Origin of the sequence: Microbacterium sp. NPDC087591, from assembly GCF_044743625.1 — a bacterium.
Taxonomy (GTDB): Bacteria; Actinomycetota; Actinomycetes; order Actinomycetales; family Microbacteriaceae; genus Microbacterium.
In genome coordinates, this window is record NZ_JBIUWU010000001.1 from 327,742 (window position 1) to 351,975 (window position 24,234).

Here is a 24,234-nt window from a genome sequence, read left to right on the forward strand (position 1 = left end):
GATCGGGTCACTCCGCCGTATCGGCGGTCGATGCTGGTCGCGCCATTGCCTCCGAGTGCTCGGGGCGACGCGGTCGTCCTTCACTCGGCTCTCGTCGCGGGACCAGCCCCTGCGATGGCGGAGAGAGCGTCGAAGTACCGCGTCCCGAACTGGACCGCTGTGATCGCCTTGGTCTTGTACCCGAGAGGTTCCGGATGCCAGGTGGCATCGGGGCGCACTTCATGAATGTAGGCGAACCGTCGAGCGATCGCGTCGAACTTTCCGATCCACAGTGCGTCCCGCTCTTTCTCCTTCTGCAGTCCGATGAGCCGACCGCCGGCCCCGGTTCCGCGCAGGAGTCCCTCGGTGGAGTCCAGGTCGATCTCGAACGGCACGGCGGGCGGCCACTGCGACTGCGTCTGCGCGAACGTCGTCGCGAAGCTCAGATCCCTCGAGACTCGTGTCACATCCACGACCCGGAAGGCGATGAGCCCGTCGAAGTAGCCTCCGTCCGAGACCTGTGCCAAGAGTGCCCATGCCGCACCGACTCGCAACACGATTCCGTCCACCGGATCGGCGTACCTGGGCGCACGTTCGACTCGAACGACGTGCTGTTCGTCGATCGCCCGAATCAGCGCTGCGCGCTGCTTCCTCGTCGCCACGATCCCTCCGAAGGCTCCGTCATTGCAGGGGAATTCCACGAGAGTACCGCCTCTCAGCGAGAGCTGGTGTCGGCCGTGCCACCCGCGCTCACGCCAGTATGCGGTGTGCCGTGGAGCAAACGGCAGCTTCTCCTGCCGTTTGCAAGAAATATATAGACCGGTCTATTGTTAAACCATGACATCCAAGGGAGAGCGGACCAGGGCGCAGCTCACAGAATCCATGCTCGTGCTGATCCAGACCGGCGGCTACAGCGGAACCGGGCTGAACGCCGTGCTCGAGCACTCCGCGGCGCCGAAGGGGTCGATGTACTTCCACTTCCCCGACGGGAAGGAAGGGCTCGGGGTCGCCGCGGTCGACCTCGCCGCGAAACAGTTCGCGACGTTGATCGCCGACGCGGCCGCATCCGCCGGGGGCGCGGCTCACGCGGCCCGTCTCGCGATCGAGGCGCTGACGCGCATCGTCAGCGAGAGCGACTATCGGTTGGGCTGCCCGGTCTCGGTCGTGACTCTGGAGATGGGGGCCGAGAGCGAACCGTTGCGACAGGCGTGCGCCACCGCCTTCGAGTCGTGGATCGCCCCGACCACGGCCCTCCTCGAAGGCAGCGGCATCGACGCCCAGAGCGCCCGCACTCTGGCGACCGTCGTCGTCTCCACCATCGAGGGGGCGGTGATCCTCTCACGCGCCATGCGCAGCACTCAGCCCCTGATCGCTGCCGCCGACGTCGTGGCGGAACTCATCGATCTGCGGTGCCAGCTGGCGGAGTCGACGCGATGAGCTCGCCCGCTGACGCCCGTCATGCCCTGGTCTTCGGAGCCTCGGGGCTGGTCGGCCGGCACCTGGTCCTCGCCCTCGCCGACGCCGGCGCGAACGTCACGGCAGCAGTCCGGTCCGCCGAGTCGGGAGCGCGCGTCCAGCGCTGGCTCAGCGAGCACGGCCTGGCCCGCAGCATCAGCATCGCGGTCGTCGACTTCGAGACATCCGAGCTCCTTGTGGGCGATCCGTCGGCAGTCCCGACCGTCACGGAGATCCACAACTGCGCCGGTTCCTACCGATTCGGGATGACCGCCCATGAGGCGCGAGAAGCGAACGTCGGCATCGTCGAGAAGCTGATCGACTTCGCCCAGCACCTCCCCCGCCTGCAGCGCGTCGTCCATGTCTCGGGCTACCGCGTCGGAGGGCAAGACCCCGCCACCATCCCCTGGTCCGACAGCCACCGCGCCGCGATGTACGAAGAGCTGGGCGCCTACGAAGCGTCGAAAGTCGAGTCGGACGCCATCTTCCAGGCGCTCGCGACGGACCGGGGCATCCCGTGGACCATCGTCAATCCGTCCAGCGTGATCGGCGACAGCGTGACCGGGGAGTCCGATCAGCACATCGGGCTGGCCACCAGCATCGAACAGCTCTGGGACGGCAGCCTCGGCGCATTGCCCGGAGACGAGACGACGTTCCTCCCGGTCGTGACGGTGGACTATCTGGCGGCATTCATGGCGGCGGCAGCAGCCGACCCGGCCGCTGCCGGTCAGGCCTACTGGATCCTCGACGACGCCACTCCACCCCTGGCGGACCTGCTCACTCACGTCGGCCGCCATCTCGGCGTGAAGGTTCCCCGCGTACGACTGCCCGTCAACGTCATCGCACGCCTCCCGAGGCGAATCACCAAGGCGGACCCCGAGACCCTCACCTTCATGTCAGCCGACCGCTATCCGACGGACTCCGCGATCGGGTTCGCGGAGAGACACGGACTCGAGATGCCCGACGTGCGCGTGTCCCTCGAACGGTGGGCCGACCATCTGGTGGCGCGTCGGTTCGGCGCGGTCACAACCGGAGACCGTCGAATCGTCGATCTCGGCGGAGTGCGGACGCTCGAGCTCGGCACACACCGATCCGACCGCGTGATCCTTCCCGGCCTGCCGGTCAACGCAGACACCTGGGCGGACGTCGCGTCCCGCATCGGCGCACGTGTCGTCGACCTGCCCGGGCTCGGCCTGAGCAGCGGCGCTGGCGTGCAGGACTGGCACCGCTGGCTGCCGGCGGCAGTGGGCGACGAAGCGGTCGACATCATCGGCCATTCCATCGGCGCGGCAGCCGCGACGGTCGCGGCCGACCGGCTCCCGGCGCAGGTCAGGTCCCTGACGCTGATCGCGCCGTTCTTCCTCCAAGCCCCCGCGCGGACGGCGACCAGGCTGCGTCCGCTCACCCGCAGCTACCTGCGGCACACGACCCCGACGCGATTGTCCCGCCATCTGACCGGCTCGGAGGCGAGCGCTGCAGCTCTCGAGTCCAGCGTGAACGACCTCACCCGCAGAACCGCCAAGCGGGTGGCGGAGCATCTCGCCCTCGCGGGTTCACGACGCTGGCGCACCGACCTCCAGGGAGCGCTCAAGCGGTTCCGCGGCCCGATCCGCATCATCACGGGCAGCGACGATCCTCTCGACCCGATCATCGCCGACGAGTTCGGTGCGCTTCCGCACGTCGAGTTGATCACCGTGCCTGGGGCCGGCCACCATCCGCAGTTGACGCATGAAGACGCGCTCGACGAGCTGCTCGCGGGAGCGGAAGCTCGGGGCTGATGATTCGAGGCTTCCGCAAGAGATGTGACGACCACCGGGACGAAACGGTCAGTTGTTGAAGCGGAGCTCCACGACGTTTCGGGACATGCAAACGTCAGTGGGCACTGGCGTGCGACGTACTGGCCTGACTGCGGGACAACCAGCTACGGAGCACCGCGATCCACTCATCGAAGGCGTCGAGATGGGCGTCGTGGCTGCCTCCGGCGAGATCGACCCTGCTCGTCTCGGGCCTGCGGCGGATCAGCTCGTCCTTGTCGGCATCGCTGAACATCCCGCGCTTCCCGAAGATCGCGAGCGTCGGAACCTGCAGCGCCTCCCACTCGTCCCACCGCGGCACGTGCACGGCCTCGATCGTTCGCTGCATGACCGCGGGGTCGAATCGCGGGACGAGCCCACGTTCCGTCGCCTGAAGGTCCGCCATCCACGCATCAACGGTTGCGCCATCGCCGAGGAACTCGCGAGCAGAGGCTTCACTCTCGAACGGCTGCGGCCAGGAGGCAAAATACCTGCCCAGACCGGCTGCCGCCTCCGGATCATCGTTCCCCGCAACGTGGCCTTCCAACATCACCAGGCCGTCAACCAGGTCCGGCCGCGCCACTGCTGCGAGAAAAGCGGTGTGGGCTCCCATCGACTGTCCGACGAGCGTGGCTCGCTGCCCTGGCACGAGCTCCTCCAACGCTGCCACGAGGTCGCTGACGAAGGCGTCACGCGAGAGATCATCCGGAAGCCGTGTGCTGAGACCGTGCCCCCGCTGATCCACGAGGAGCACACGATAGCCGCGCAGCGCACTTGCCGTAGGCAAGAGCTCCCGCGAACTCCCGGCGAGGCCGTGCAGGAGCACGACTACAGGTCCGTCACCACCGACATCGCTCACCACGATGGAGACGCCTCCCGGCCTCAGAAGCGTGCAGGCAGTCACGCGACCTTCAACGGTGTGATCGACGCGATCTGCTCCCCCGCAGTATCCTCCGCACGATCCAGCTCGTAGTGGCTCTGCAAGTTGATCCAGAACTCAGCCGACGTGCCGAAGTACTTCGCCAGCCGCAACGCTGTGTCCGCCGTGATCCCTCGCTTGCCGTGCACGATCTCATTGATCCGCCGCGGCGGCACTCCGATCGACACCGCGAGCTTGTTCTGGGTGATGCCGAAGCCCTCGATGAAGTCCTCCATGAGAACCTCTCCAGGGTGGATCGGCGCGATCCTGTCAGTGGTAGTCAATGATCTCCACCTCCTCTGGTCCAGCGTCCGTCCACACGAAGCAGATCCGCCACTGGTCGTTGATCCCGATGCTGTGCTGTCCGACTCGATCGCCCTTGAGCGCTTCGAGTCGGTTTCCGGGCGGAACGCGGAGGTCCTCAAGCACCGCCGCAGATCCCACCTGACGAAGTTTGCGCAGCGCCACCCGGTGGATCCGAGGATCAATCGACCGCACGCGCTCACGACGCCACAGATGTTCGGGGTCCTTGCTACCGAACGATCTGATCACGACGCCAGGGTATAACGGAGTGCGTCAATAACGCTATACGTTAAACCGGAACTCCACCACGTCGCCATCCTTCATGACGTAGTCCTTGCCCTCGAGGCGCGCCTTGCCCTTGGCGCGGGCTTCGATCACCGATCCGGTCTCGACGAGGTCGTCGAACGAGACGATCTCCGCCTTGATGAAGCCCTTCTCGAAGTCGGTGTGGATCACGCCGGCAGCCTGAGGGGCCTTCGAGCCTTTGGGGATCGTCCAGGCGCGTGCTTCCTTGGGCCCGGCGGTCAGGTACGTCTGCAGCCCGAGGGTGTCGAAGCCGATGCGGGCGAGCTGGTCCAGCCCGGACTCGTCCTGACCGGTCGAGGCGAGCAGCTCGGCCGCATCCTCAGGGTCGAGGTCGATCAGCTCGGACTCGATCTTCGCGTCGAGGAAGATGGCCTTGGCCGGGGCGACGAGCGCGGCGAGCTCCTCCTTGCGCGCGGCATCCGTGAGCACGCCCTCGTCGACGTTGAACACGAAGATGACGGGCTTCGAGGTCAGCAGGCCGAGCTCGCGAATCGGGGCGAGATCGAGGCCCGACACAGACAGCAGCACGCCGCGCTCCAGCGCATCCTTGGCGGCGATCGCGGTCTCGAGCACGACCGGCTCGATCTTCTTGCCGCGTACTTCCTTCTCGTATCGGGCGATCGCCTTGTCGACCGTCTCGAGGTCCGCGAGCATGAGCTCCGCGTTGATCGTCTCCATGTCGGATGCCGGGTTCACCGCGCCATCGACATGCACGACGTCGTCATCGGCGAAGCCGCGGACGACCTGCGCGATGGCGTCGGCCTCGCGGATGTTGGCGAGGAACTTGTTGCCGAGACCCTCACCCTCGCTCGCGCCGCGCACGATACCGGCGATGTCGACGAACGACACCGCAGCGGGCAGGATGCGCTCGCTGCCGAAGATCTCGGCGAGCTTGTCGAGCCGCGGGTCGGGCAGGTTCACCACGCCGACGTTGGGCTCGATCGTCGCGAACGGGTAGTTCGCCGCGAGCACGTCGTTCTTGGTGAGTGCGTTGAAGAGGGTGGACTTGCCGACATTGGGCAGGCCGACGATTCCGATAGTAAGAGCCACGGGTCACGAGTCTACCGGTCGAGGCTGCCGGGAACGCCGGGGCAGCGTTCAGGAGCGGATGGCGCGGAATGCCCTGGTGACGTACGGCAACTCGATCACGCCCGAGTCATCGAGTCCGAGCTCGTCGAACAGCGCATCCATGTCGCGTCGGATGCGTTCCTTCTCGTCTGCCGACGCCGTGATGACGTAGCTGCGCGATGTCGCCATGCTGTGCAGCTGCGCGCGCGTCATCGGCCGCATCCACTCCCACAGCTCCTGCTCGAGCGGTCCGAACGGAGCGTCGACGACGGGGTCGCCGGCGGCCAGCATCTCCTCGGCCGCACTGCCGTGCATGATCTCGGTCAGCCGTCGCACCCACTCCTGACGCTCGTCGCGGATGTTCCAGATGAGGCCCAGCACCCCGCCGGTGCGGACGACACGGCCGATCTCGACCGACCCCGCGGCGGGCTCGACCCAGTGCCAGGCCTGACCGAGCACGACGGCGTCGAGACTGGCATCCGGCAACGGCAACCGCTCCGCTGACCCGACGAACGTCGGGACACCAGGGATCGCGTCGCGCAGCGCGGCGAGCATGGCCGGATCGGGGTCCAGAGCGACGACCTCGGCCTCCGGTGCCGCGACGAGCGCGCGCGTGAGCTTGCCGGTCCCCGCGCCGACGTCGGCGATCCGCCGAGACCCCTCGGGCATCCGCTCGAGCATCCATGCGACGGCGTCGAACGGATACTCGGGCCGTCCGACCTCGTAGCTGCCCGCCTGTGCACCGAAGGATGTCGCGCGCTCATCAGTCATGTCGCCAGCCTACGGCGAGTCCTCCTGGCGCCGCCGAATCATCGGGAGAGAGTGGATGACGTGCCCCTGGACTTCACCGCTATCGACTTCGAGACGGCGAATTCCAGCCCCGCCTCGGCCTGCTCCGTCGGACTCGTCCGCGTTCGCGACGGCGAGGTCGTCGCCACCGCCGGCTGGCTGATCCAGCCCCCGGCCGGTCACGACGAGTTCCAGGAATGGAACGTGCGGATCCACGGCATCCGGCCGGAGGACGTGTGCTCCGCGGCCACGTGGTCGGAGCAGTTCGACCGCCTGTGCGACTTCGCCGGTGCCGACGTGCTGGTCGCGCACAACGCCGGATTCGACCTCAACGTGTTGCGCCGCGCTTCTGAGGCGACCGGAGAGGTGTGCCCGCCGTACCGTTCGCTGTGCAGCCTCCAGGTCGCGCGCAAGACGTATCAGCTCGACTCCTACCGCCTGCCGGTGGCAGCGGCCGCGGCCGGCTTCGCGGAGTTCTCGCACCACGATGCCCTGGCGGATGCCCGCGCGTGCGCGCAGATCGTGATCGACTCCGCGTGGCGTGCCGGTGCTGCGGATGTGGACGCTCTGGCCGACGCACTCGGCTTGCGCGTCACCACGCCGGCCGCGGCGGTCCCCGAACGCGCGGTCGCCTGACCTCTGCTCCTCCTGGCGCGCTGCGCCGGAATGTCCGACCCCTGCGGCACCATGAGGCTATGGATGCCCCGCTGATCGTTCTTCTCGTCCTCGCGGCGCTCGTGACCGGCGGTGCGCTGGGTTGGGCGCTCCACGCCGGCCGTGGTGCCGCCGCTCTCGCCCGCGCCGAGGCGGAGCTCGCGGCGGCGCGCGACGATCGCGACCGCCAGTACGACCTGTACCGCGATGCGGTCGAGCACGCCCGTGCCGAACAACGCGCCGAGGCGCAGCGCGTGCAGCAGCAGAACGCCGTGCTGACGGCGCTCGCACCGGTTCGGGAGAGCCTGCAGCAGATGCAGAGCAAGGTCACCGCCATCGAGCAGGAGCGGCAGGCGCAGTTCGGCACGCTCGCCGAGCAGCTGCGACGCGCCCAGGAATCCGATGAGGCGCTGCGGGCGACGACCGAGTCCCTGGCCGGGGCCCTTCGTTCCACCGCCACACGCGGCGTGTGGGGCGAGACCCAGCTGCGCCGTGTCGTGGAAGCGGCAGGTCTCACGCGTCACGTGGACTTCGACCTGCAGACCACGATCTCCTCGGATCACGGCCAGGGGCGCCCCGACATGGTCATCCGGCTGGCGGGAGGGACCTCGATCCCCGTCGATGCGAAGGTCCCCCTCGACGCCTATCTCGAGGCCTCCGCCCTGCCCGGCGGCGACGCCCACGAGCCGCAGCGTCGCGCGTACATGCAGAAGCACGTCAAAGCGGTGCGCGCCCACATCGATGCCCTCGCGAAGAAGGCCTACTGGTCGGGACTCGACGCGAGCCCGGAGTTCGTGATCTGCTTCCTGCCCAGCGAATCGCTGCTCGCCGCCGCGATCGATGAAGACCCGACGCTGCTCGACTACGCCTTCAGCAAACGGGTCGCGCTCGCCTCACCGGTGAACCTCTGGGCGGTTCTCAAGACCGTGGCCTACACCTGGACGCAGCAGGAGGTATCGACCGAGGCCCGGAGCCTGCTCACCCTCGGCACGCAGCTGTACGACCGCCTCGGGGTTCTCGCCGGTCACGCCGATGACCTGCGGCGAGCCCTCGAGCGCACCGTCGACAGCTACAACAAGTTCGCGGGCTCCCTCGAGAACCGCGTGCTGGTGACGGCGCGGCAGTTCCCCGGAATCGATGCCTCGACGCTCGATGCTGCCCCGCAGGTCGTGACCGCGTCAGCGCGACGCTTCACCGCGCCCGAACTGGTCGGAGCTGCCGACGAGCCGGATGCGGACGCGCTGCGCGCCGATGTGGGCGACGTCCGGGCGCGGCTGCAGGAAGAGAGTCTCTGAGAAGGCGCGGCGCCGTCGTCAGGCAACGCCGGGAACGCCGCTCAGCAGGACGATCACGAGTCCGCTGGTGGCGAGGAAGGCGCCGATCATCCACCACGAGCTGAGCTCGTGGCCCTCGTCACGGCGCTTGCGGAAGAGCACATCCGCGCGCCGAGCCGGGTCGATGACGGCAGGGGCAGGAGCGACAGGCGCTGCCGGGGCCACTGCACCACCCGCGTCGACATCCGCGCTCACCCGGAGAATACGGCCGGTGTTCGTGGTGACGATCTTCGTCGCTGCGGCCGTGGGACCGTTGTGGTGCTGAATTGCCATGTGCTCGCCCTCCTGTGCCTGCGGTGCCTGGCGGCTCCGTCGACGGCGACAAACCCAGTGACAATTGTGACACGGTGCCCCTGCAAACAGGGGACCCGCGACACGAAGCGCGGTACCGGGTCGGTAACGATGGCAGACACGGCACTGTGCGCGCACCTGCGGCGAGAGCTGATTTCGCGACCGGCTCCTACGCCCGGCGACGGCAGGAAACGGCGCCTACCGCCCTACAGCCACTTGGAGACGAGGTGCTCGGAAGCGATCCGGCGCAGGGTGCCCGATGCACCGCGCAGCACGACGCTCTCGGTGTACACGTAACCGCGCTCGCGACGCACACCGGCGACCAACTGGCCATCGGTGACCCCGGTCGCGACGAAGATCGTGTTGTTGCCCTTCACCAGGTCGTCGGCCTCGTAGACGCGGTCCATGTCGAGCCCGGCGTCGATCCCGCGCTGACGCTCCTCGTCATCGCGCGGCCACAGCTGCCCCTGGATGTGCCCACCGAGAGCTTTGATGGCACAGGCCGTGACGATGCCCTCGGGGCTGCCGCCGACACCGACGCACATGTCGGTGCGGGCGTCGTGACGGGCCGCATTGATGCCGCCGGCCACGTCGCCGTCGCTCATCAGGCGAGTGCCGGCGCCGGCATCACGGATGTCCTGGATCAGTTTCTCGTGACGCGGACGGTTGAGCACCGAGACGACGATCTCGTCGACGGGCTTGCCCAGCGCGCCGGCGAGCTTGCGGATGTTCTCACCGATCGGGAGGCGGATGTCGACCACCCCCACTCCGGCAGGCCCGGTGACGAGCTTGTCCATGTAGAAGACGGTCGACGCGTCGAGCATCGTGCCGCGATCGGAGACCGCGATCACCGAGAGGGCGTTCTGGCGCCCGGCCGCGGTCAGCGAGGTCCCATCGATCGGGTCCACCGCGATATCGCACAGCGGCCCCTGGCCGGTGCCGACGACCTCGCCGTTGAAGAGCATCGGGGCGTTGTCCTTCTCCCCTTCGCCGATCACCACGCGACCCTGGAAGTCGACCGTGCCGAGGAACGCGCGCATCGCGTCGACGGCCGCGCCGTCCGCAGCCTCCTTCGCGCCGCGACCGATGAACGGCACGGCGCGGATGGCTGCCGCCTCTGTAGCGCGCACCAACTCCATCGCGAGGTTACGGTCGGGACGAAGCGGGCTCAGATCAGCAGTCAGACTCACCATGCGGTCAGCCTAGCCACCGATGTGCGCAGAATCGCCTCCTTTCGCCGCCGTTACGACGAAGGAATCTTGATTCTTAACAGAACAGCAGATGCTCGGGTGCCGCAGGCCGTTCCCGCCTTCGGCATCCGCCCGCGCGCCCCGATAGAGTGACTGCTGTCCCGGCTCACCAATCGCAGGAGTTCTCATGCCCGTCGCCACCCCGGATCAGTACGCCGAAATGCTCGACCGCGCGAAGGCCGGCGGCTTCGCGTACCCCGCTTTCAACGTCTCCAGCTCCCAGACGATCAACTCGGTCCTGCAGGGCCTCACCGAAGCCGGCTCCGACGGCATCATCCAGGTCACCACCGGCGGCGCCGACTACTTCGCCGGCCACACCGTCAAGGCCCGCGCCACGGGCGCCCTCGCCTTCGCGCGCTACGCGACCGAGGTCGCGAAGAACTACCCGATCACCGTGGCGCTGCACACCGACCACTGCCCGAAGGACGCCCTCGCCGGATTCGTCGAGCCGCTGATCGCCGCTTCGGAAGAAGAGGTCAAGGCCGGTCGCAACCCGATCTTCCAGTCGCACATGTGGGACGGCTCCGCCGTGCCGCTCGCGGAGAACATCGAGATCGCCAAGGATCTCCTCCCCCGCATGAAGGCCATCAACGCCATCCTCGAGGTCGAGATCGGCGTCGTCGGCGGCGAAGAGGACGGCGTGGCACACGAGGGCTCGAACGAGGCGCTCTACACCACGTTCGCCGACGTCGACCAGGCTGTTCAGGCTCTGGGTCTCGGTGAGCAGGGCCGGTACATCGCCGCCCTCACCTTCGGCAACGTGCACGGCGTCTACAAGCCCGGTGGCGTGAAGCTGCGTCCGGAGCTCCTCGGTGAGATCCAGGAGCAGGTCGCCGCGAAGTACAATACGGGCGCGAAGCCGCTCGACCTCGTCTTCCACGGCGGATCGGGTTCGACCGACGAGGAGATCGCCCTCGCGGTCGCCAACGGCGTCATCAAGATGAACATCGACACCGACACCCAGTACGCCTACACGCGTGCGATCGCGGACTACATGTTCAAGAACTACGACGGCGTCCTCAAGGTCGACGGCGAGGTCGGGAACAAGAAGCTGTACGACCCCCGCGCGTGGGGCAAGGTCGCCGAGACGGCCATGGCCGCTCGCGTGGTCGAGTCGACCCGTCAGCTGGGCTCGCACGGCAAGTCGCAGAGCTGACGCACCGAACACCTACGACAGATGCCCCGGCCGGATGGTCGGGGCATCTGTCGTCTGCGGTGAACGCCGGGGAGCGGGCGACTAGCCGCGACGACCCCGGCGGATGCGCGTGACCCAGATCGCTACGTCGATCAGCGCGTCGATCACGAGGAGCGCTCCCAGACCTTTGACCACCCCGCGCGATCGGGATATGGCCCACACTCCCGCCCCGAGCTCGCTCAGCGTCAGCGCGAGCGCCCACACCGGGCGGCGGCGCATGCCCTCGGCGAGACGGGCGAGCGGTCGGCTGCGGCGGGTCAGCGAGACGACCTCTCCCATCCCGGCGATCGCCGTCTCTCGCAGCGCGGTCCCCCAACCCACCGGAACGAAACGTCGCCCCACAGGGGCCGCGGAGTCGTCGAAGGCGGCATCGATCAGGTCTGACGGCACGCCGAAGGCCGCGATGAAGGCCTGCTGTCGTTCTCGCTCCCCGACCACGCCTCCCAGCGACTCGGGCATCAGCGCACGGTGCGCGGCGTCGACGTCCAGCGCGACCCGCGCCGCGATCTCCGCGAGCTCGTCCCTGCTGCCGTCGCCCTCTGTGAGCAATCGGCGGTAGATCTCCGCGGTCTCGGGGACGGTGATGGCGTCGATGTCGAGCACCGCGCGGGTGTCTCGTTCCGCGTCGGTCCAGAACGGCACGGCGCCTCCCCCGGCATCGGTGGTGACGATGAACCAGCTGGCGGACTCGGCGCGGTTCAACTCGACGAGCGGCAGGTCACCGCGGGAGGTCACCCAGTACCCGGTCGGCTCCGACGCCTCCAGCTGCTGCAGGGACCAGTCGCCGGATTCGCGGTGGTCGACGGGCACCCCGAACGCCGTCGCAAGGATCCGCGCGACGGCGGGTCCTCGGTGCGAGAACGTCGACACCCGCACGGCCGGCGCTTCGAACGCCGCGGCATCGAGCAGTGCCTCCGACTCGACCTCCGCCGGCAGAGCCGCCTCGTCGGTCACCTGCACATCGTCATCCCTGTCGGCGTCTTCGTCGGACAGCGTCGCGAGATCGCCGTCCACGTCGAGCCAGAGCGTGAGGTGCTGCTCCTGGAACGCGGCCCGCAGCGCACCGGCCGTCAACGACTGCTCGACACGGTCATCCGCACTGAGGGTCAGCACACGACCATCGTCGGTCACCGGAATCGCGAGAACAGCCTCCTGCTGGTCGCCCCACTCACCGGTCGCGTCGCGCAGGCCGGCAGGGACCCTCAGCCGGGCGAGGACGCCGACCGCCGCGGCCCTCGGATCGGACCCATCACCGCGATCGACCGAAGCGTACGAGACATGGACGCCGAAACTGTTCTGAAGCACGTCTCGACAGTACCGACCCCCGCGGGCGGCTACTGACCGATGGAGCTCACGTACGCCATGAAGGCGGGGTCGCCCATCATCGGCACGGCGATGCAGATCGACGTGATGAGCAGGGTGACCGTGGCACCGACGATCGGCACCCACCAGGACAGCTTCGCGCGGCGCAGCCGCCGAATCGACAGAGCGGCCGTGACGCACCAGCCGACCACCAGGACGATCGCCGCGATGGTCCCCCAGAGACGTCCCTGTGCGAAGTTGGTGAACTCGCCGTCGATCCCGAGCATCTTCATGGTCTGGTTCATCGACGCGGGAAGGTCGAGATACGACATCGCGGTCATGACCACGTTGATGAGTCCATATGCGAGCAACGCGACGGTCACGAAACGATCCACCGGTCGGCGACGGGTGGGCTCCACCGCCGTATGTTCCTGGGTCGACTCAGGAGCCGCGACCGCAGGCTGCACCTCGCCGAGCGGCGGCAGGCCGGCGGCGAGTCGCTGCTCCTCCGGGGTTGCGAGTTCGCCGTACTGGGGCCGTGTATCGCTCATCCCGCCATGCTAATCGCCGCGCGTGTGAGCGGGCTGCCAGTCGAACGGCCCGGAAACGATGGCGGCCCCGAAGAATTGGGGACTCTCGGGGCCGCGGATGAGGAGCGCTGGGGACGCTCCGCATCCAACTGGGTCTCGGAGAGCTGGGGACAATCCGCAGACCCGTAGTGCCGTTTGCACAGACGACTACTCTTCTGATCATAGGAAAGCGTTTCGCTTAACACCAGGTCGGTTTCTTCAGATAGTGAACTCGGCACCGGGGTTCGACCCGTCCAGGGAATCGGCGCCGAGCTGCAGCGACAGTCGACGTGCGGCGCTCTGCAGTGTGGAGACCAGCGCGCGATCGACGATCGCCCGGTCGGACGGCAGCGAGATGGCGAGCGAGGCCGTGACATTCGGCGCGATGACAGGGACCGCGACGCAGGTGGCGCCGATGACATACTCCTCCTGGTCGACCGTCCAGCCCGGCGAATGCTCGAGCTGGGTCAACAGGGTCCGGCGATCCTTGATCGTGCGCGGAGTCAGCTCTTCCAGGCGATGGCGCGAGAGGTAGTCGAGTCGGTCGTCGTCGGAGAGATCCGCCAGGATCTGCTTGCCCAGCGCGGTCGCGTGCGCACTGGACTGCAGCCCGACCCAGAGCTCGACACGAGGATTGTGCGCCGCATCGACGATGTCGACCAGGTGCATCTCGCCGTCGTCGAAGCGCGAGAGATAGGCGGTCGCCCCCAGCTCGTCCGTCACATCGCGCAGCGCGGCGCGCACGCGGGCGAGGAAGACGCCGCGCGCATCGGTCTCGTGCTGAAAGGCGGGAAATCGGCTGCCCAGCACCAGTCCATCCGGCTCCGACGAGAGGTACCCCTCGTGGATCAGCGTCCGGACGAGGTTGTACGTGGTGCCGGGCGTCAGACCGGTGATGGCCGCGAGCATCTTGACGGGAAGGGGGCGTGGAGAGTTCGCGACGATGTCCACGAGGCGGAGTGCACGTTGCACGGACCCGATGAGGGTCGGCTCCGCCTCCGCGGCGCTCACCGTTACGCGCCTCCTCCGGTCGCGCGTCCCCCGAGCGCACGAACGTCACGCTGGCCTGAGGCGTCGTGACGCAGCTCCTTCGGCAGAGAGAACATCAGATCCTCCTCCGCCGTCTTGACCTCTTCGACATCACGGTACCCGGCGTCATCGAGCGCGTCGAGCACCTCGCGCACCAGGACCTCGGGCACGGATGCACCGCTGGTCACGCCGACCGTCTCGACACCGTCGAGCCATTCCTGCTGAACCTCTTCGGCGTAGTCGACGCGGTAGGCCGCCTTCGCGCCGTACTCCAGCGCGACCTCGACCAGCCGCACGCTGTTCGAGGAGTTCGACGAGCCGACGACGATCACGAGATCTGCCGCAGCGGCGACCTTCTTGATCGCGACCTGACGGTTCTGGGTCGCGTAGCAGATGTCGTCGGACGGCGGATTGTGAAGCTCGGGGAAACGGGTGCGCAGCCGGTTCACGGTCTCCATGGTCTCGTCGACCGAGAGCGTGGTCTGCGACAGCCAGACCACCTTGGACGGGTCCTTCACCTGGACGGTATCGGCCTCGTCCGGCGAGTTCACGATCGTGACGTGGTCCGGCGCCTCACCCGCCGTCCCCTCGACCTCTTCGTGGCCGTCGTGGCCGATCAGCAGGATCTCGAAGTCGTCACGGGCGAAGCGCACGGCCTCGCGGTGCACCTTGGTGACCAGCGGACAGGTCGCATCGATCGCGTGCAGACCCCGGTCGGACGCTGCGGTGACCACAGCAGGAGAGACGCCATGGGCGCTGAAGACGACGTGCGCCCCCTCCGGGACCTCGTCGACCTCCTCCACGAAGATCGCGCCCTTCGCCTCGAGCTCGGTGACGACGTGGATGTTGTGCACGATCTGCTTGCGCACGTACACCGGAGCGCCGTAACGCTCGAGAGCCTTCTCGACCGCGACCACCGCACGGTCGACGCCGGCGCAGTACCCGCGGGGCGCAGCGAGCAGCACCCGCTTCTGTCCGACGACCGGGTTATCCTGAAGCCGGCCGGACGACGCACGCACGCGTGGGATGCGCGGGGCGGGGAGATGAACGACAGTCGAGGTCACGCTTCGATTCTACCGGCGCTTCACCTGGAAAGGCCTGGGCGACCGTGTACTCGCCCGGGAGCACACACACGATGATCAGGGGCAGGAGAACAGGCAGCGCATGACAGTCTTCGAAGCCGCACCGGGTGCGGGCGAAGCTCCCCCGGCCGATGCGGTCGCTCCGCGCGATTCCACGGCGGAGGCCCCCACCTCCGTCGCCCGGCTCAACGGGACGATCCGTGACTTCATCGCACGCTGGAACACGGTCTGGGTCGAGGGCGAGATCACCTCGTGGAACGTGCGCGGCGGCAATGTCTTCGCCCGTCTGAAGGACACGCAGTCCGATGCGCAGATCTCGATCCGCGTGTGGTCGAGCGTGCGCGGACGCATCCCCTCCGACCTCGGCGTCGGCGATCACGTCGTCGCGGCGGTCAAGGCCGACTACTTCGTCAAGGCGGGAGACTTCAGCTTCACGGTGTCGGCCATGAAGCACGTCGGGTTGGGCGACCAGCTCGAGCGGCTCGAGAAACTGCGTGCCCAGCTGCGTCAGGAAGGACTGTTCGACCAGTCGCGTAAGAAGCGTCTGCCGTTCCTCCCGCACGTGATCGGACTGATCACCGGCGAGCGGTCGGATGCCGAGAAGGACGTGCACCGCAACGCGGAGCTGCGCTGGCCCCAGGTGCGGTTCCGCACCGAGTACGCGGCGGTGCAGGGCGACCGCTGCGTCCCCGACACCCTCGCCGCACTGGCCCGCCTCGATGCCGATCCCGAGGTTGATGTGATCATCATCGCCCGCGGTGGAGGAGACCCGCAGACGCTCCTCGGCTTCAGCGACGAACGCCTGGTGCGTGCGGTCGCTGCGGCGTCCACCCCGATCGTGAGCGCGATCGGGCACGAGAACGACCATCCTCTGCTCGACGACGTCGCCGACCTGCGGGCGTCCACGCCGACAGACGCGGCCAAGCGGGTCGTGCCGGACGTGGGCGAGCAGCGCGCGCTGATCGCCCAGCTGCGCTCACGGTCGACCACACGCATCACGCAGCGCCTGTCGCACGACATCGCCCAGCTGGAGCAGCTGCGCTCGCGCCCGGTGCTGCGCTCCCCGGCCCCGATCATCGACGCCAGGGCGCAGGAACTGTGGCTACTCCTCTCCCGCGGCCGCGAGACCATGACCAGGCACCTCGACTCCGCGGGCCGTCGCACCAGCGAGCTCCGTGCGTCGCTGCGCGCTCTCTCGCCCGCCGCGACGCTGGCACGCGGCTACGCGATCGCGCACCTCGACGGCGGTGTGATCCTGCGTGATGCCGCGGATGCCCCCGCCGGCAGCGCTCTGACGATCACGCTCGACAGAGGTTCCGTGGCCGCACGCTCCGAGGGCGAGATCGCCGAGGACTCCTGAGCCGGCACCGCCCCGCTGTCCTGGCGCCGTGGCTGTCAGCCGCACGCCGTAGGATGGAGGAGTGAGCGCTCTGAACGACACCCCTGTGGAGACGCTGTCGTTCGAGGCAGCCCGCGACGAGCTGGTCAAGGTCGTCGCGGAACTCGAGCAGGGGGCTCCGACCCTCGAGCAGTCCCTCGCCCTCTGGGAGCGCGGGGAGGCCCTCGCCGCCCGGTGCGAGGAGTGGCTCCTGGGCGCGAAGCGCCGCCTCGACGCCGCTCGCGCCGCCGCATCCGATGAGGACGAGTCATGAACAAGCCGGCCCCCATCGTCGCCGAGCTGGGCCGCCCGGAGACTCCGGAGGAGACCGCTGCCCGCAAGGCCGCGTCCAGCAAGGCGTATCGCTCGAGCCAGACGATGCGGAGCCTGATCGCCGCGCTCCTGGTCACCGTCGCCGTCGTCGCCGTGATCATCTTCGCCGTTCCCCGCGGTGAGCCCACCGACGCCAAGACGATCGACCTCGCGGGCATCGCCGCCGACGTCGAGTCGACCATGGGCAGTCCGGTGATCGTCCCTGAGCTCGGAGATTTCTGGCGCGTCAACGCCGCGGGGCTCACGAGCGGGGCGACCGTCGTCTGGGACGTGACCCTGGCACCGGCAGACGAGGATGAGCGCGGGTACATCCGCCTCGCTCAGGCGTTCGACGCCGACTCGAGCTGGGCTCCGCAGCGCCTGAACGGCATCGCGCCGACCGACACCGTCCGCATCGACGGCCTCGACTGGGATGTCTACCAGCCCGGCGGCGCAGGTGCCGAGCAGAACATCACCTACGCCATCGGCACGCAGGCCGGCGACGACTACCTCCTTCTCTACGGCGCGCGGTCGGCGGCATCCACCGCCGAGCTCGCCGAGTCCCTCGTTCCGCAGATCCGCGCACTCTCGGAGGCACAATGACGCACGATCTCACCCCGGCGGCCGCCTGGCGGCAGATGCAGGAAGGCAACCGTCGGTTCGTCGCCGACGAGCCTCGCCACCCGAACCAGGACGTGGCCCGCCGCAAGGACCTCGCCGCCGCGCAGAACCCGGTGGCGACGCTGTTCGGCTGCTCGGACTCCCGTCTGGCCGCCGAGATCATCTTCGACCTGGGCCTGGGCGACCTCTTCGTCGTGCGCAACGCCGGCCAGGTGATCGGCGAGTCGATCGTGGCGAGCCTGGAGTATGCCGTCGCGGTGCTCAACGTCCCTCTCATCGTCGTGCTCGCGCACGACTCCTGCGGTGCGGTGCGCGCTGCGATCGACGGCACCGCGATCGACGCGGCCCCGCTCCCCCCGCACATCTGGAAGCTCATCTCCCCGATCGTTCCCGCCGCCCGCAAGGTGCTGGTCGAGAACGGCGGAACCACCGTCGCCGAGATCGACGCCGAGCTGGTCGGCCAGGAGCACCTGCGCAACACCGTGGCCGATCTGCTCCAGTCATCCGAGCTGATCAGCAACGCCGTCGCCGAGGGCCGTCTCGGCATCGTCGGCGCCAACTACCGTCTGGCCGAGGGCACGGCCGTGCCCGTCATCACTGTGGGGATCGACCCCGAATCTCAGGAGGCATCGGAATGACCGACAGCGACTACCGCATCGAGCACGACACCATGGGTGAAGTGCGCGTGCCCGTGAACGCGCTCTACGGAGCGCAGACGCAGCGCGCCGTGGAGAACTTCCCGATCTCGGGCAAGGGGCTGGAGTCAACGCAGATCGCCGCCCTCGCCCGCATCAAGAAGGCCGCTGCGCTCGCCAACAAGGAGCTCGGCACCCTGGACGGGGCCATCGCCGATGCGATCGCTCAGGCCGCAGACCTGGTCGCCTCCGGTGCCCACGACGGCGAGTTCCCGGTCGACACGTACCAGACCGGTTCCGGCACCTCGTCGAACATGAACATGAACGAGGTGCTGGCGACGCTCGCAACCCGCATCCTCGGCGCGAACGTGCACCCCAACGACCACGTGAACGCCTCGCAGTCGTCGAACGACGTGTTCCCGACGTCTGTGCACATCGCCGTGACGCAGGCCCTCATCGACACGCTCATCCCCGCCCTCGACCACCTCGCGGTGGCACTCGAGGCGAAGGCGGAGCTATGGAAGGACGCGGTCAAGTCCGGTCGCACGCACCTGATGGACGCCACTCCGGTGACGCTCGGCCAGGAGTTCGGCGGCTACGCCCGCCAGATCCGTCTCGGCATCGAGCGCGTGCAGTCCGCTCTCCCCCGCGTCGCCGAGGTTCCGCTGGGCGGCACCGCGGTCGGCACCGGGATCAACACGCCCCTCGGCTTCCCGCAGAAGGTCATCGCGCTGCTCGCGGCCGAGACCGAGCTGCCGATCACCGAGGCCAAGGACCACTTCGAGGCGCAGGCGAACCGCGACGGTCTCGTCGAGGCATCCGGGGCCCTTCGCACGATCGCGGTGTCGCTGACCAAGATCAACAACGATCTGCGCTGGATGGGCTCCGGCCCCAACACGGGTCTGGGCGAGCTCCACATCCCCGACTTGCAGCCGGGCTCCTCGATCATGCCCGGCAAGGTCAACCCGGTCGTCCCGGAGGCCGTGCTCATGGTGTGCGCCCGGGTCATCGGCAACGACGCGACCGTGGCGTGGGCCGGAGCATCCGGCTCCTTCGAGCTGAACGTCGCGATTCCGGTGATGGGCACGGCCCTGCTGGAGTCGATCCGTCTGCTCTCGAACGCCTCGCGCGTGCTGGCCGACAAGACCATCGACGGCCTGCAGGCCAACCTCGAGCGCGCCGCCGCGTTCGCGGGGATGAGCCCCTCGATCGTGACGCCGCTGAACAAGCTCATCGGGTACGAGGCTGCCGCGAAGATCGCGAAGCACTCCGTCGCCAAGGGCATCACGGTGCGCGACGCCGTGATCGACCTCGGCTACGTCGAGCGCGGCGACCTCACGCTCGAGCAGCTCGACGAGAAGCTCGACCTGCTGTCGATGACCCACCCGGGTTGATCATCGACGCATGACACACGGCGGATGCCGCGGGGACTCGTTCCTCGCGGCATCCGCCGTTTCCGTCTGCGCCGACCGGCCTGTCTCGCGGCGAACGCAGAACAGCGGATGCCGAGTGCACGGCATCCGCTGTTCCGTTCTCCGACGTCAGCTGAGCTCTCCGCCCTCCAGCAGCTCGGTGACGAGGGCCGCGATCGCCGAGCGCTCCGAGCGCATCAGCGTCACATGTCCGAACAGGTCGTGTCCCTTGAGGGTCTCGATCACGCTCGCGATGCCGTCGTGGCGGCCGACGCGCAGGTTGTCGCGCTGGCCGACATCGTGCGTGAGGATCACCCGGGAGTTCTGCCCCATCCGGCTCAGGACCGTCAGGAGCACGTTGCGCTCCAGCGACTGCGCCTCGTCCACGATCACGAAGGCGTCGTGGAGCGAGCGTCCGCGGATGTGCGTGAGCGGGAGCACCTCCAGCAGGCCGCGCTCGATGACCTCCTCGACCACGTTGCCCGAGACCACGGAGCCCAGCGTGTCGAAGACCGCCTGCCCCCACGGCCCCATCTTCTCGCCCTGGTCACCGGGGAGATAGCCGAGCTCCTGACCGCCCACCGCGAAGAGCGGGCGGAACACGATGATCTTCTTCTGCTGCTGACGCTCCAGCACCGCCTCGAGGCCGGCGCAGAGGGCGAGCGCCGACTTGCCGGTGCCGGCGCGTCCGCCGAGGGAGACGATGCCGACCTCCTGGTCGAGCAGCAGGTCGATGGCGATCCGCTGCTCCGCGGAGCGTCCGTGCATCCCGAAGATGTCGCGGTCGCCGCGCACCAGGCGGTACTCGCCGTCGCCTGTCACTCGTCCGAGTGCCGAGCCCCGCTCCGAGTGGATGATGAGGCCGGTGTTGATCGGCAGACCACGCGCATCTTCACTGATCCCGACCTCGCTCTCGTAGAGGTCGCTGATGTCGTCTCCGGAGAGATCGAGCGTGGTGATCCCGGTCCAGCCCGAGTCCACCGCCTGCTCGGCGAGGTACTCCTCCGCGCGCAGACCGAGCGAGGCCGCCTTCACGCGCATCGGCAGGTCTTTGGAGACGATCGTGACGTCCTGTCCGTCCTGGGCGAGGTGCATCGCGACCGAGAGGATGCGGGTGTCGTTGTCGCTGAGCCGGATGCCGGCGGGGAGGACAGAGGAGTCGGTGTTGGCGAGCTCGACGCGCAGCGTGCCGCCTTCGCCGACCTCCACCGGGAAGTCCAGCCGGCCGTGCTCGATGCGCAGGTCGTCGAGGTGCCTCAGCGCCTGCCGGGCGAAGTAGCCGATCTCCGGATCGTGGCGCTTGCCCTCGAGCTCCGAGATGACGACGACCGGGAGCACGACCGAATGCTCTGCGAAGCGGAAGAACGCCTGCGGATCGCTCAACAGGACGGACGTGTCGAGCACGTACGTCCGCAGGTCCTGATCAGGCTCTGCGGAGGCTGCTCGCCTTGCCGTCGTCTTACGGGTGGACTGCTGCGCGGTGCTGGTGGACTGCTGCGCTGTACGTGAGGTCACGACCCACTCCCGACCCGGGAGAATTCCCGGCTATTCGAAACGAGTCGACCAGGGGCCACGAGTCGCTAACCTGAAGGCCGACTCGACCGGGCTCCTTGCCCGATGCCTAGAAGGTACGACCAGTCACCGACATATCAGTGCGTAGACACGCCAGCGATTCGTTACGAGCTGATGAACGTCTCGTTGCCGAAGGCCGCCAGCGCCTCGTCGAGAAGCGTGATCGTGGCCCGATCGGTGCCGGCGTGCGGTGCGACACGCACCGATGCTCCCCGCGCCGTGACCACGACCCCCGCGTTGGACAGAGCCGCCGCCAGGCGCGCCGGCTCCTGCGGAGTCAGCGTCACGATCCCCGCGCGCCGTTCGCGCTCACGCGGCGAGGCGACGGTGATCGCGTGCCGATCCGCGATCTCCAGGACCGCATCCACCTGGTCAGCGAGCCGGCTCTCGATCGCCGCGACGCCGGCGTCGCGCACGTCACGCGCCCCGATCGCGAGCCGCCCTGCCGCAAGGGTGTCGGGTCCGCTCACCGTGTAGGCGCGGGCGGATGCCGCCGGCGCCGGCAGGTCGTCGACGGCGAGGCCAGAACCCGCTGTCCCGGTGATCCCGCTCAGCACCGGTGCGATCCGCTCTCGAGCGCGCGGCGAGAACCGGGCGAACCCCGTCCCGCGCCCCGCACGCAGCCACTTGTAGCCGTGCCCGACGACCACATCGGCGACGGAGTAGTCGACATCGACCACCCCGAACGACTGCACGGCGTCGACGATGAGCAGGCGATCGGGGCCGATGAGCTCGCGCAGCGCGTCGAGGTCGGCGCGGAATCCAGTGCGGAAGTCGACGTGGCTCACAGCGAGCGCCGTGACGTCGGCGTCCAGCGCCTCCGCGACGGCATCGGCGGTCACCCGACCGTCCTCCGGCGTGATCCACCGGGGCACCAGCGCGCCATGCGACGCCGCCCCCGCCCGTTCCAGGGTCACGCTGACGCTGGGGAACTCGGCGCGCGAGGCGACCACCGCGCCCGTCATCCCGTAGAGCGCATGCGCCAGGCCCTGTGTGGACGACGGCTGCAGCGTGACATCGGCCGCATCCGCACCGAGCAGCTCGGCGACGATCTCCTGGGCCTGTCCCAGGCGCTCTCCCACCAGTGCCAGGGAGGAGGGCCTTCCGCTGCCGAGCAGATCCGCGTCCGCGAAGATCTCCTCGCGGACCGAGGTCGACAGCGGTCCGAACGCCGCCCAGTTCAGGTAGCCGGGTTCGCTGTCGAAAGTGTCGAGGTAGTCGTCGATAGCGCTCACCGCGTCATTGTGGCACGTCGCCACCGTCGGGGCGGTGACGAGTCAGCGCCCGAAGCGCCGATCGCGATCCGCATAGTCTCTGATCGCGCGCAGGAAGTCGACCTGACGCAGGTCGGGGCCGAGTGCCTCGACGAAGTAGAACTCGCTGTGGGCGCTCTGCCAGAGCAGGAAGTCGCTGAGCCGCTGCTCTCCGCTCGTGCGGATGACGAGATCGGGATCCGGCTGCCCGCCCGTGTACAGGTGCTCCCCGATCATCTCGGGCGTGAGATGCGCCGCCAGATCCTCCAGCGTGCCGCCGGACGCCTCATGCGCGACGATGATGCTGCGCACGGCGTCGACGATCTCGTTGCGCCCTCCGTATCCCACAGCCAGGTTCACGTGTAGTCCGGTGTGTCCCTTGGTGCGCTCCTCCGCGTCGGCGAGGACGCGGGCCAGTTCGGGAGGGAGGATGTCGGCGCGGCCGACGTGCTGCACGCGCCAGTTGCCCTCTCGCGAGAGCGCCTCGGCGAGCTCGGCGATGATCTCGATGAGATCAGCCAGCTCCGCGGAGTCGCGCTTGCGCAGATTGTCGCTCGAGAGCAGGTACAGCGAGACCACGCGCACGCCCAGCTCGTCGCACCATCCGAGGAACTCGTGCATCTTGGCCGCACCGGCCCGATGCCCCTCTGCCGGCGTGGTGTAGCCGAGCTGTCGAGCCCAGCGACGATTGCCGTCGATCATCATGGCGACGTGGTGCGGTACGGAGGCGGAATCCAGCTGGCGGCGCAGCCGATTGCTGTAGAGCCGATACAGCGGCCCTCGCCCCTGGCTCTCGCGTGAAATCACCTCCCTACGCTACCGTGCCGACCGCCGGGAAGCTGAGGATATGTACGGCTGCGGGCATGCGGACCCACCTAGAGTGAGGCTGTGAGCACACCCGAATCCGCCGGCGCGGACCTCCCTCAGCTGCCGCTCCTCGATGCCGCCGCCGTCGACGACGCAGCGGCGGAGATCCGTCCGACCTGGCGCGGGTGGATCCATGCCGCAACGTTCCCCGTCGCCATCGTCGCCGGCATCGTGCTGATCATCGTCGCCCAGGGCGGCGCGGCGAAATGGTCGGCCGCGGTCTTCATGGCGAGCTCGCTGCTCCTCTTCGGCAATTCCGCCCTCTACCACCGCTTCGACTGGAAGCCCCGCGTCAAGCTGATCCTGAAGCGGATCGACCACGCCAACATCTTCCTGCTGATCGCCGGGACCTACACTCCGCTCGCCACGCTGGCGCTCCCCCCGGGGAAGGGCACGCTGCTGCTGAGCCTGGTCTGGGGCGGCACCGTGATCGGCATCCTGTTCCGCGTCTTCTGGATCCACGCCCCTCGCTGGCTCTACGTCGCTCTCTACCTGCTGATGGGGTGGGCTGCGGTGATGTTCATGGCCGACCTGTTCGCGGCCAACGTCGCCATGATGATCCTCGTGATCGTCGGCGGGCTGCTCTACACCGGCGGCGCCGTCATCTACGCGCTCAAGAAGCCCAACCCGTGGCCCGGCCACTTCGGCTTCCACGAGATCTTCCACGTCTGCACGGTGCTGGCATTCCTGTGCCACTGGACCGCGTGCCTGCTCATCGCGCTGGCGCCCCTGTCCCCCTCGCTGGGCGTGCCTCTCTAGCGATCCTTCGAGGCGGGGCACCGCGTGCCGGATCGTTTCGACACGGTTCGTAACAGGATGTCATCGCAGGTCATCTCGGCCGTTAGGTTCGAGAGGCCCGCCCATCC

General features: G+C 68.3%; 26 protein-coding genes. 11 read left to right on the forward strand and 15 right to left on the reverse strand.

Annotation, left to right across the window (positions count from 1 at the left end):
* Positions 1-80 precede the first annotated feature (80 nt).
* Positions 81-536, reverse strand: coding sequence for a hypothetical protein (locus ACIOVG_RS01535; protein WP_400868366.1), 456 nt, complete (start codon positions 534-536; stop codon positions 81-83).
* Positions 537-816: 280 nt separating this feature from the next.
* Here ACIOVG_RS01535 and ACIOVG_RS01540 point away from each other — a divergent pair, with 280 nt between their 5' ends.
* Together ACIOVG_RS01540 and ACIOVG_RS01545 are read left to right on the forward strand one after the other, a co-directional pair.
* The gene (locus ACIOVG_RS01540; protein WP_400868368.1) at positions 817-1,416 is read left to right on the forward strand and encodes a TetR/AcrR family transcriptional regulator; all 600 of its coding nucleotides are present in this window, start codon (positions 817-819) and stop codon (positions 1,414-1,416) included.
* Complete coding sequence (locus ACIOVG_RS01545; protein WP_400868370.1) at positions 1,413-3,212, forward strand: alpha/beta fold hydrolase; 1,800 nt, start codon at positions 1,413-1,415, stop codon at positions 3,210-3,212. Before ACIOVG_RS01540 ends, ACIOVG_RS01545 begins: the two co-directional genes overlap by 4 nt.
* Positions 3,213-3,306: 94 nt before the next feature.
* On the opposite strand, the gene ACIOVG_RS01550 is transcribed toward ACIOVG_RS01545, so the two are convergent.
* The 5 genes from ACIOVG_RS01550 to ACIOVG_RS01570 are packed head-to-tail and all read right to left on the reverse strand — an operon-like array spanning position 3,307 to position 6,594.
* On the reverse strand, positions 3,307-4,131 hold the full coding sequence (locus ACIOVG_RS01550) for an alpha/beta fold hydrolase (RefSeq protein WP_400868372.1): 825 nt from the start codon (positions 4,129-4,131) through the stop codon (positions 3,307-3,309).
* On the reverse strand, positions 4,128-4,430 hold the full coding sequence (locus tag ACIOVG_RS01555; RefSeq protein ID WP_400868374.1) for a HigA family addiction module antitoxin: 303 nt from the start codon (positions 4,428-4,430) through the stop codon (positions 4,128-4,130). Before ACIOVG_RS01555 ends, ACIOVG_RS01550 begins: the two co-directional genes overlap by 4 nt.
* Positions 4,417-4,698 carry a type II toxin-antitoxin system RelE/ParE family toxin gene (locus ACIOVG_RS01560; RefSeq protein ID WP_400868376.1) on the reverse strand — a complete coding sequence of 94 codons (282 nt, stop codon included), beginning with the start codon at positions 4,696-4,698 and terminating at the stop codon, positions 4,417-4,419. Before ACIOVG_RS01560 ends, ACIOVG_RS01555 begins: the two co-directional genes overlap by 14 nt.
* A gap of 33 nt (positions 4,699-4,731) precedes the next feature.
* Entirely contained in the window at positions 4,732-5,805 is a 1,074-nt protein-coding gene (gene ychF / locus ACIOVG_RS01565; protein ID WP_400868378.1) for a redox-regulated ATPase YchF, read from the reverse strand.
* A gap of 48 nt (positions 5,806-5,853) precedes the next feature.
* Complete coding sequence (locus tag ACIOVG_RS01570; RefSeq protein WP_400868380.1) at positions 5,854-6,594, reverse strand: class I SAM-dependent methyltransferase; 741 nt, start codon at positions 6,592-6,594, stop codon at positions 5,854-5,856.
* A gap of 60 nt (positions 6,595-6,654) precedes the next feature.
* Between ACIOVG_RS01570 and ACIOVG_RS01575 the strand changes: the two genes are divergently transcribed.
* Both ACIOVG_RS01575 and ACIOVG_RS01580 read left to right on the forward strand, forming a co-directional pair.
* A complete protein-coding gene (locus tag ACIOVG_RS01575; protein ID WP_400868382.1) occupies positions 6,655-7,248 on the forward strand; it encodes a 3'-5' exonuclease in 594 nt (197 codons plus the stop codon).
* Between the two features lie 59 nt (positions 7,249-7,307).
* Entirely contained in the window at positions 7,308-8,561 is a 1,254-nt protein-coding gene (locus ACIOVG_RS01580) for a DNA recombination protein RmuC (protein ID WP_400868384.1), read from the forward strand.
* A gap of 18 nt (positions 8,562-8,579) precedes the next feature.
* Here the strand turns inward: ACIOVG_RS01580 and ACIOVG_RS01585 are convergent, their stop codons facing one another.
* Together ACIOVG_RS01585 and glpX are read right to left on the reverse strand one after the other, a co-directional pair.
* Positions 8,580-8,873 carry a hypothetical protein gene (locus ACIOVG_RS01585; protein ID WP_400868386.1) on the reverse strand — a complete coding sequence of 98 codons (294 nt, stop codon included), beginning with the start codon at positions 8,871-8,873 and terminating at the stop codon, positions 8,580-8,582.
* A 224-nt stretch (positions 8,874-9,097) separates the two neighbouring features.
* Positions 9,098-10,084 (reverse strand): class II fructose-bisphosphatase, encoded by a 987-nt coding sequence (glpX, locus tag ACIOVG_RS01590; RefSeq protein WP_400868388.1) that lies wholly within the window; start codon positions 10,082-10,084, stop codon positions 9,098-9,100.
* A gap of 184 nt (positions 10,085-10,268) precedes the next feature.
* On the opposite strand from glpX, the gene fbaA reads away from it, so the two are divergent.
* Positions 10,269-11,297: a class II fructose-bisphosphate aldolase gene (gene fbaA, locus ACIOVG_RS01595; RefSeq protein WP_400868390.1), complete on the forward strand. Its 1,029-nt coding sequence runs from the start codon at positions 10,269-10,271 to the stop codon at positions 11,295-11,297.
* Between the two features lie 81 nt (positions 11,298-11,378).
* Here the strand turns inward: fbaA and ACIOVG_RS01600 are convergent, their stop codons facing one another.
* The 4 genes from ACIOVG_RS01600 to ACIOVG_RS01615 form a co-directional block, all read right to left on the reverse strand.
* The gene (locus tag ACIOVG_RS01600) at positions 11,379-12,641 is read right to left on the reverse strand and encodes a hypothetical protein (protein WP_400868392.1); all 1,263 of its coding nucleotides are present in this window, start codon (positions 12,639-12,641) and stop codon (positions 11,379-11,381) included.
* A 29-nt stretch (positions 12,642-12,670) separates the two neighbouring features.
* Positions 12,671-13,189, reverse strand: coding sequence for a DUF6264 family protein (locus ACIOVG_RS01605; RefSeq protein ID WP_400868394.1), 519 nt, complete (start codon positions 13,187-13,189; stop codon positions 12,671-12,673).
* Positions 13,190-13,426: 237 nt separating this feature from the next.
* The gene (locus ACIOVG_RS01610) at positions 13,427-14,218 is read right to left on the reverse strand and encodes an IclR family transcriptional regulator (protein WP_400868396.1); all 792 of its coding nucleotides are present in this window, start codon (positions 14,216-14,218) and stop codon (positions 13,427-13,429) included.
* A gap of 2 nt (positions 14,219-14,220) precedes the next feature.
* Positions 14,221-15,300 (reverse strand): 4-hydroxy-3-methylbut-2-enyl diphosphate reductase, encoded by a 1,080-nt coding sequence (locus ACIOVG_RS01615; RefSeq protein ID WP_400868398.1) that lies wholly within the window; start codon positions 15,298-15,300, stop codon positions 14,221-14,223.
* Between the two features lie 100 nt (positions 15,301-15,400).
* Here ACIOVG_RS01615 and xseA point away from each other — a divergent pair, with 100 nt between their 5' ends.
* The 5 genes from xseA to ACIOVG_RS01640 all read left to right on the forward strand — a co-directional run bounded on the left by xseA (position 15,401) and on the right by ACIOVG_RS01640 (position 19,658).
* Complete coding sequence (xseA, locus tag ACIOVG_RS01620; protein WP_400868400.1) at positions 15,401-16,678, forward strand: exodeoxyribonuclease VII large subunit; 1,278 nt, start codon at positions 15,401-15,403, stop codon at positions 16,676-16,678.
* Between the two features lie 61 nt (positions 16,679-16,739).
* Positions 16,740-16,970, forward strand: a complete 231-nt coding sequence (locus tag ACIOVG_RS01625; RefSeq protein WP_141872605.1) for an exodeoxyribonuclease VII small subunit — start codon at positions 16,740-16,742, stop codon at positions 16,968-16,970.
* Positions 16,967-17,611: a DUF4245 family protein gene (locus ACIOVG_RS01630; RefSeq protein WP_400868402.1), complete on the forward strand. Its 645-nt coding sequence runs from the start codon at positions 16,967-16,969 to the stop codon at positions 17,609-17,611. Before ACIOVG_RS01625 ends, ACIOVG_RS01630 begins: the two co-directional genes overlap by 4 nt.
* A complete protein-coding gene (locus ACIOVG_RS01635) occupies positions 17,608-18,267 on the forward strand; it encodes a carbonic anhydrase (protein WP_400868404.1) in 660 nt (219 codons plus the stop codon). Before ACIOVG_RS01630 ends, ACIOVG_RS01635 begins: the two co-directional genes overlap by 4 nt.
* Positions 18,264-19,658, forward strand: coding sequence for a class II fumarate hydratase (locus tag ACIOVG_RS01640; RefSeq protein WP_400868406.1), 1,395 nt, complete (start codon positions 18,264-18,266; stop codon positions 19,656-19,658). Before ACIOVG_RS01635 ends, ACIOVG_RS01640 begins: the two co-directional genes overlap by 4 nt.
* Positions 19,659-19,805: 147 nt before the next feature.
* On the opposite strand, the gene ACIOVG_RS01645 is transcribed toward ACIOVG_RS01640, so the two are convergent.
* The 3 genes from ACIOVG_RS01645 to ACIOVG_RS01655 all read right to left on the reverse strand — a co-directional run bounded on the left by ACIOVG_RS01645 (position 19,806) and on the right by ACIOVG_RS01655 (position 23,305).
* Positions 19,806-21,191, reverse strand: coding sequence for a PhoH family protein (locus ACIOVG_RS01645; protein ID WP_372491764.1), 1,386 nt, complete (start codon positions 21,189-21,191; stop codon positions 19,806-19,808).
* 161 nt (positions 21,192-21,352) lie between these two features.
* On the reverse strand, positions 21,353-22,483 hold the full coding sequence (locus tag ACIOVG_RS01650; RefSeq protein ID WP_400868408.1) for an aminotransferase class V-fold PLP-dependent enzyme: 1,131 nt from the start codon (positions 22,481-22,483) through the stop codon (positions 21,353-21,355).
* A 42-nt stretch (positions 22,484-22,525) separates the two neighbouring features.
* On the reverse strand, positions 22,526-23,305 hold the full coding sequence (locus ACIOVG_RS01655; protein WP_400872647.1) for an isoprenyl transferase: 780 nt from the start codon (positions 23,303-23,305) through the stop codon (positions 22,526-22,528).
* Between the two features lie 84 nt (positions 23,306-23,389).
* Between ACIOVG_RS01655 and ACIOVG_RS01660 the strand changes: the two genes are divergently transcribed.
* Complete coding sequence (locus ACIOVG_RS01660) at positions 23,390-24,127, forward strand: hemolysin III family protein (RefSeq protein ID WP_400868410.1); 738 nt, start codon at positions 23,390-23,392, stop codon at positions 24,125-24,127.
* Positions 24,128-24,234: the final 107 nt, after the last annotated feature.

Bases quoted from the DNA above. Each gene is read 5' to 3' on its own strand.
- ACIOVG_RS01580 (WP_400868384.1), top strand. From the start codon at position 7,308: ATGGATGCCCCGCTGATCGTTCTTCTCGTCCTCGCGGCGCTCGTGACC.
- ACIOVG_RS01585 (WP_400868386.1), bottom strand. From the start codon at position 8,873: ATGGCAATTCAGCACCACAACGGTCCCACGGCCGCAGCGACGAAGATC.
- ACIOVG_RS01540 (WP_400868368.1), top strand. From the start codon at position 817: ATGACATCCAAGGGAGAGCGGACCAGGGCGCAGCTCACAGAATCCATG.
- fbaA (WP_400868390.1), top strand. From the start codon at position 10,269: ATGCCCGTCGCCACCCCGGATCAGTACGCCGAAATGCTCGACCGCGCG.
- ACIOVG_RS01545 (WP_400868370.1), top strand. From the start codon at position 1,413: ATGAGCTCGCCCGCTGACGCCCGTCATGCCCTGGTCTTCGGAGCCTCG.
- ACIOVG_RS01640 (WP_400868406.1), top strand. From the start codon at position 18,264: ATGACCGACAGCGACTACCGCATCGAGCACGACACCATGGGTGAAGTG.
- glpX (WP_400868388.1), bottom strand. From the start codon at position 10,084: ATGGTGAGTCTGACTGCTGATCTGAGCCCGCTTCGTCCCGACCGTAAC.
- ACIOVG_RS01635 (WP_400868404.1), top strand. From the start codon at position 17,608: ATGACGCACGATCTCACCCCGGCGGCCGCCTGGCGGCAGATGCAGGAA.
- xseA (WP_400868400.1), top strand. From the start codon at position 15,401: ATGACAGTCTTCGAAGCCGCACCGGGTGCGGGCGAAGCTCCCCCGGCC.
- ACIOVG_RS01570 (WP_400868380.1), bottom strand. From the start codon at position 6,594: ATGACTGATGAGCGCGCGACATCCTTCGGTGCACAGGCGGGCAGCTAC.
- ACIOVG_RS01630 (WP_400868402.1), top strand. From the start codon at position 16,967: ATGAACAAGCCGGCCCCCATCGTCGCCGAGCTGGGCCGCCCGGAGACT.
- ACIOVG_RS01605 (WP_400868394.1), bottom strand. From the start codon at position 13,189: ATGAGCGATACACGGCCCCAGTACGGCGAACTCGCAACCCCGGAGGAG.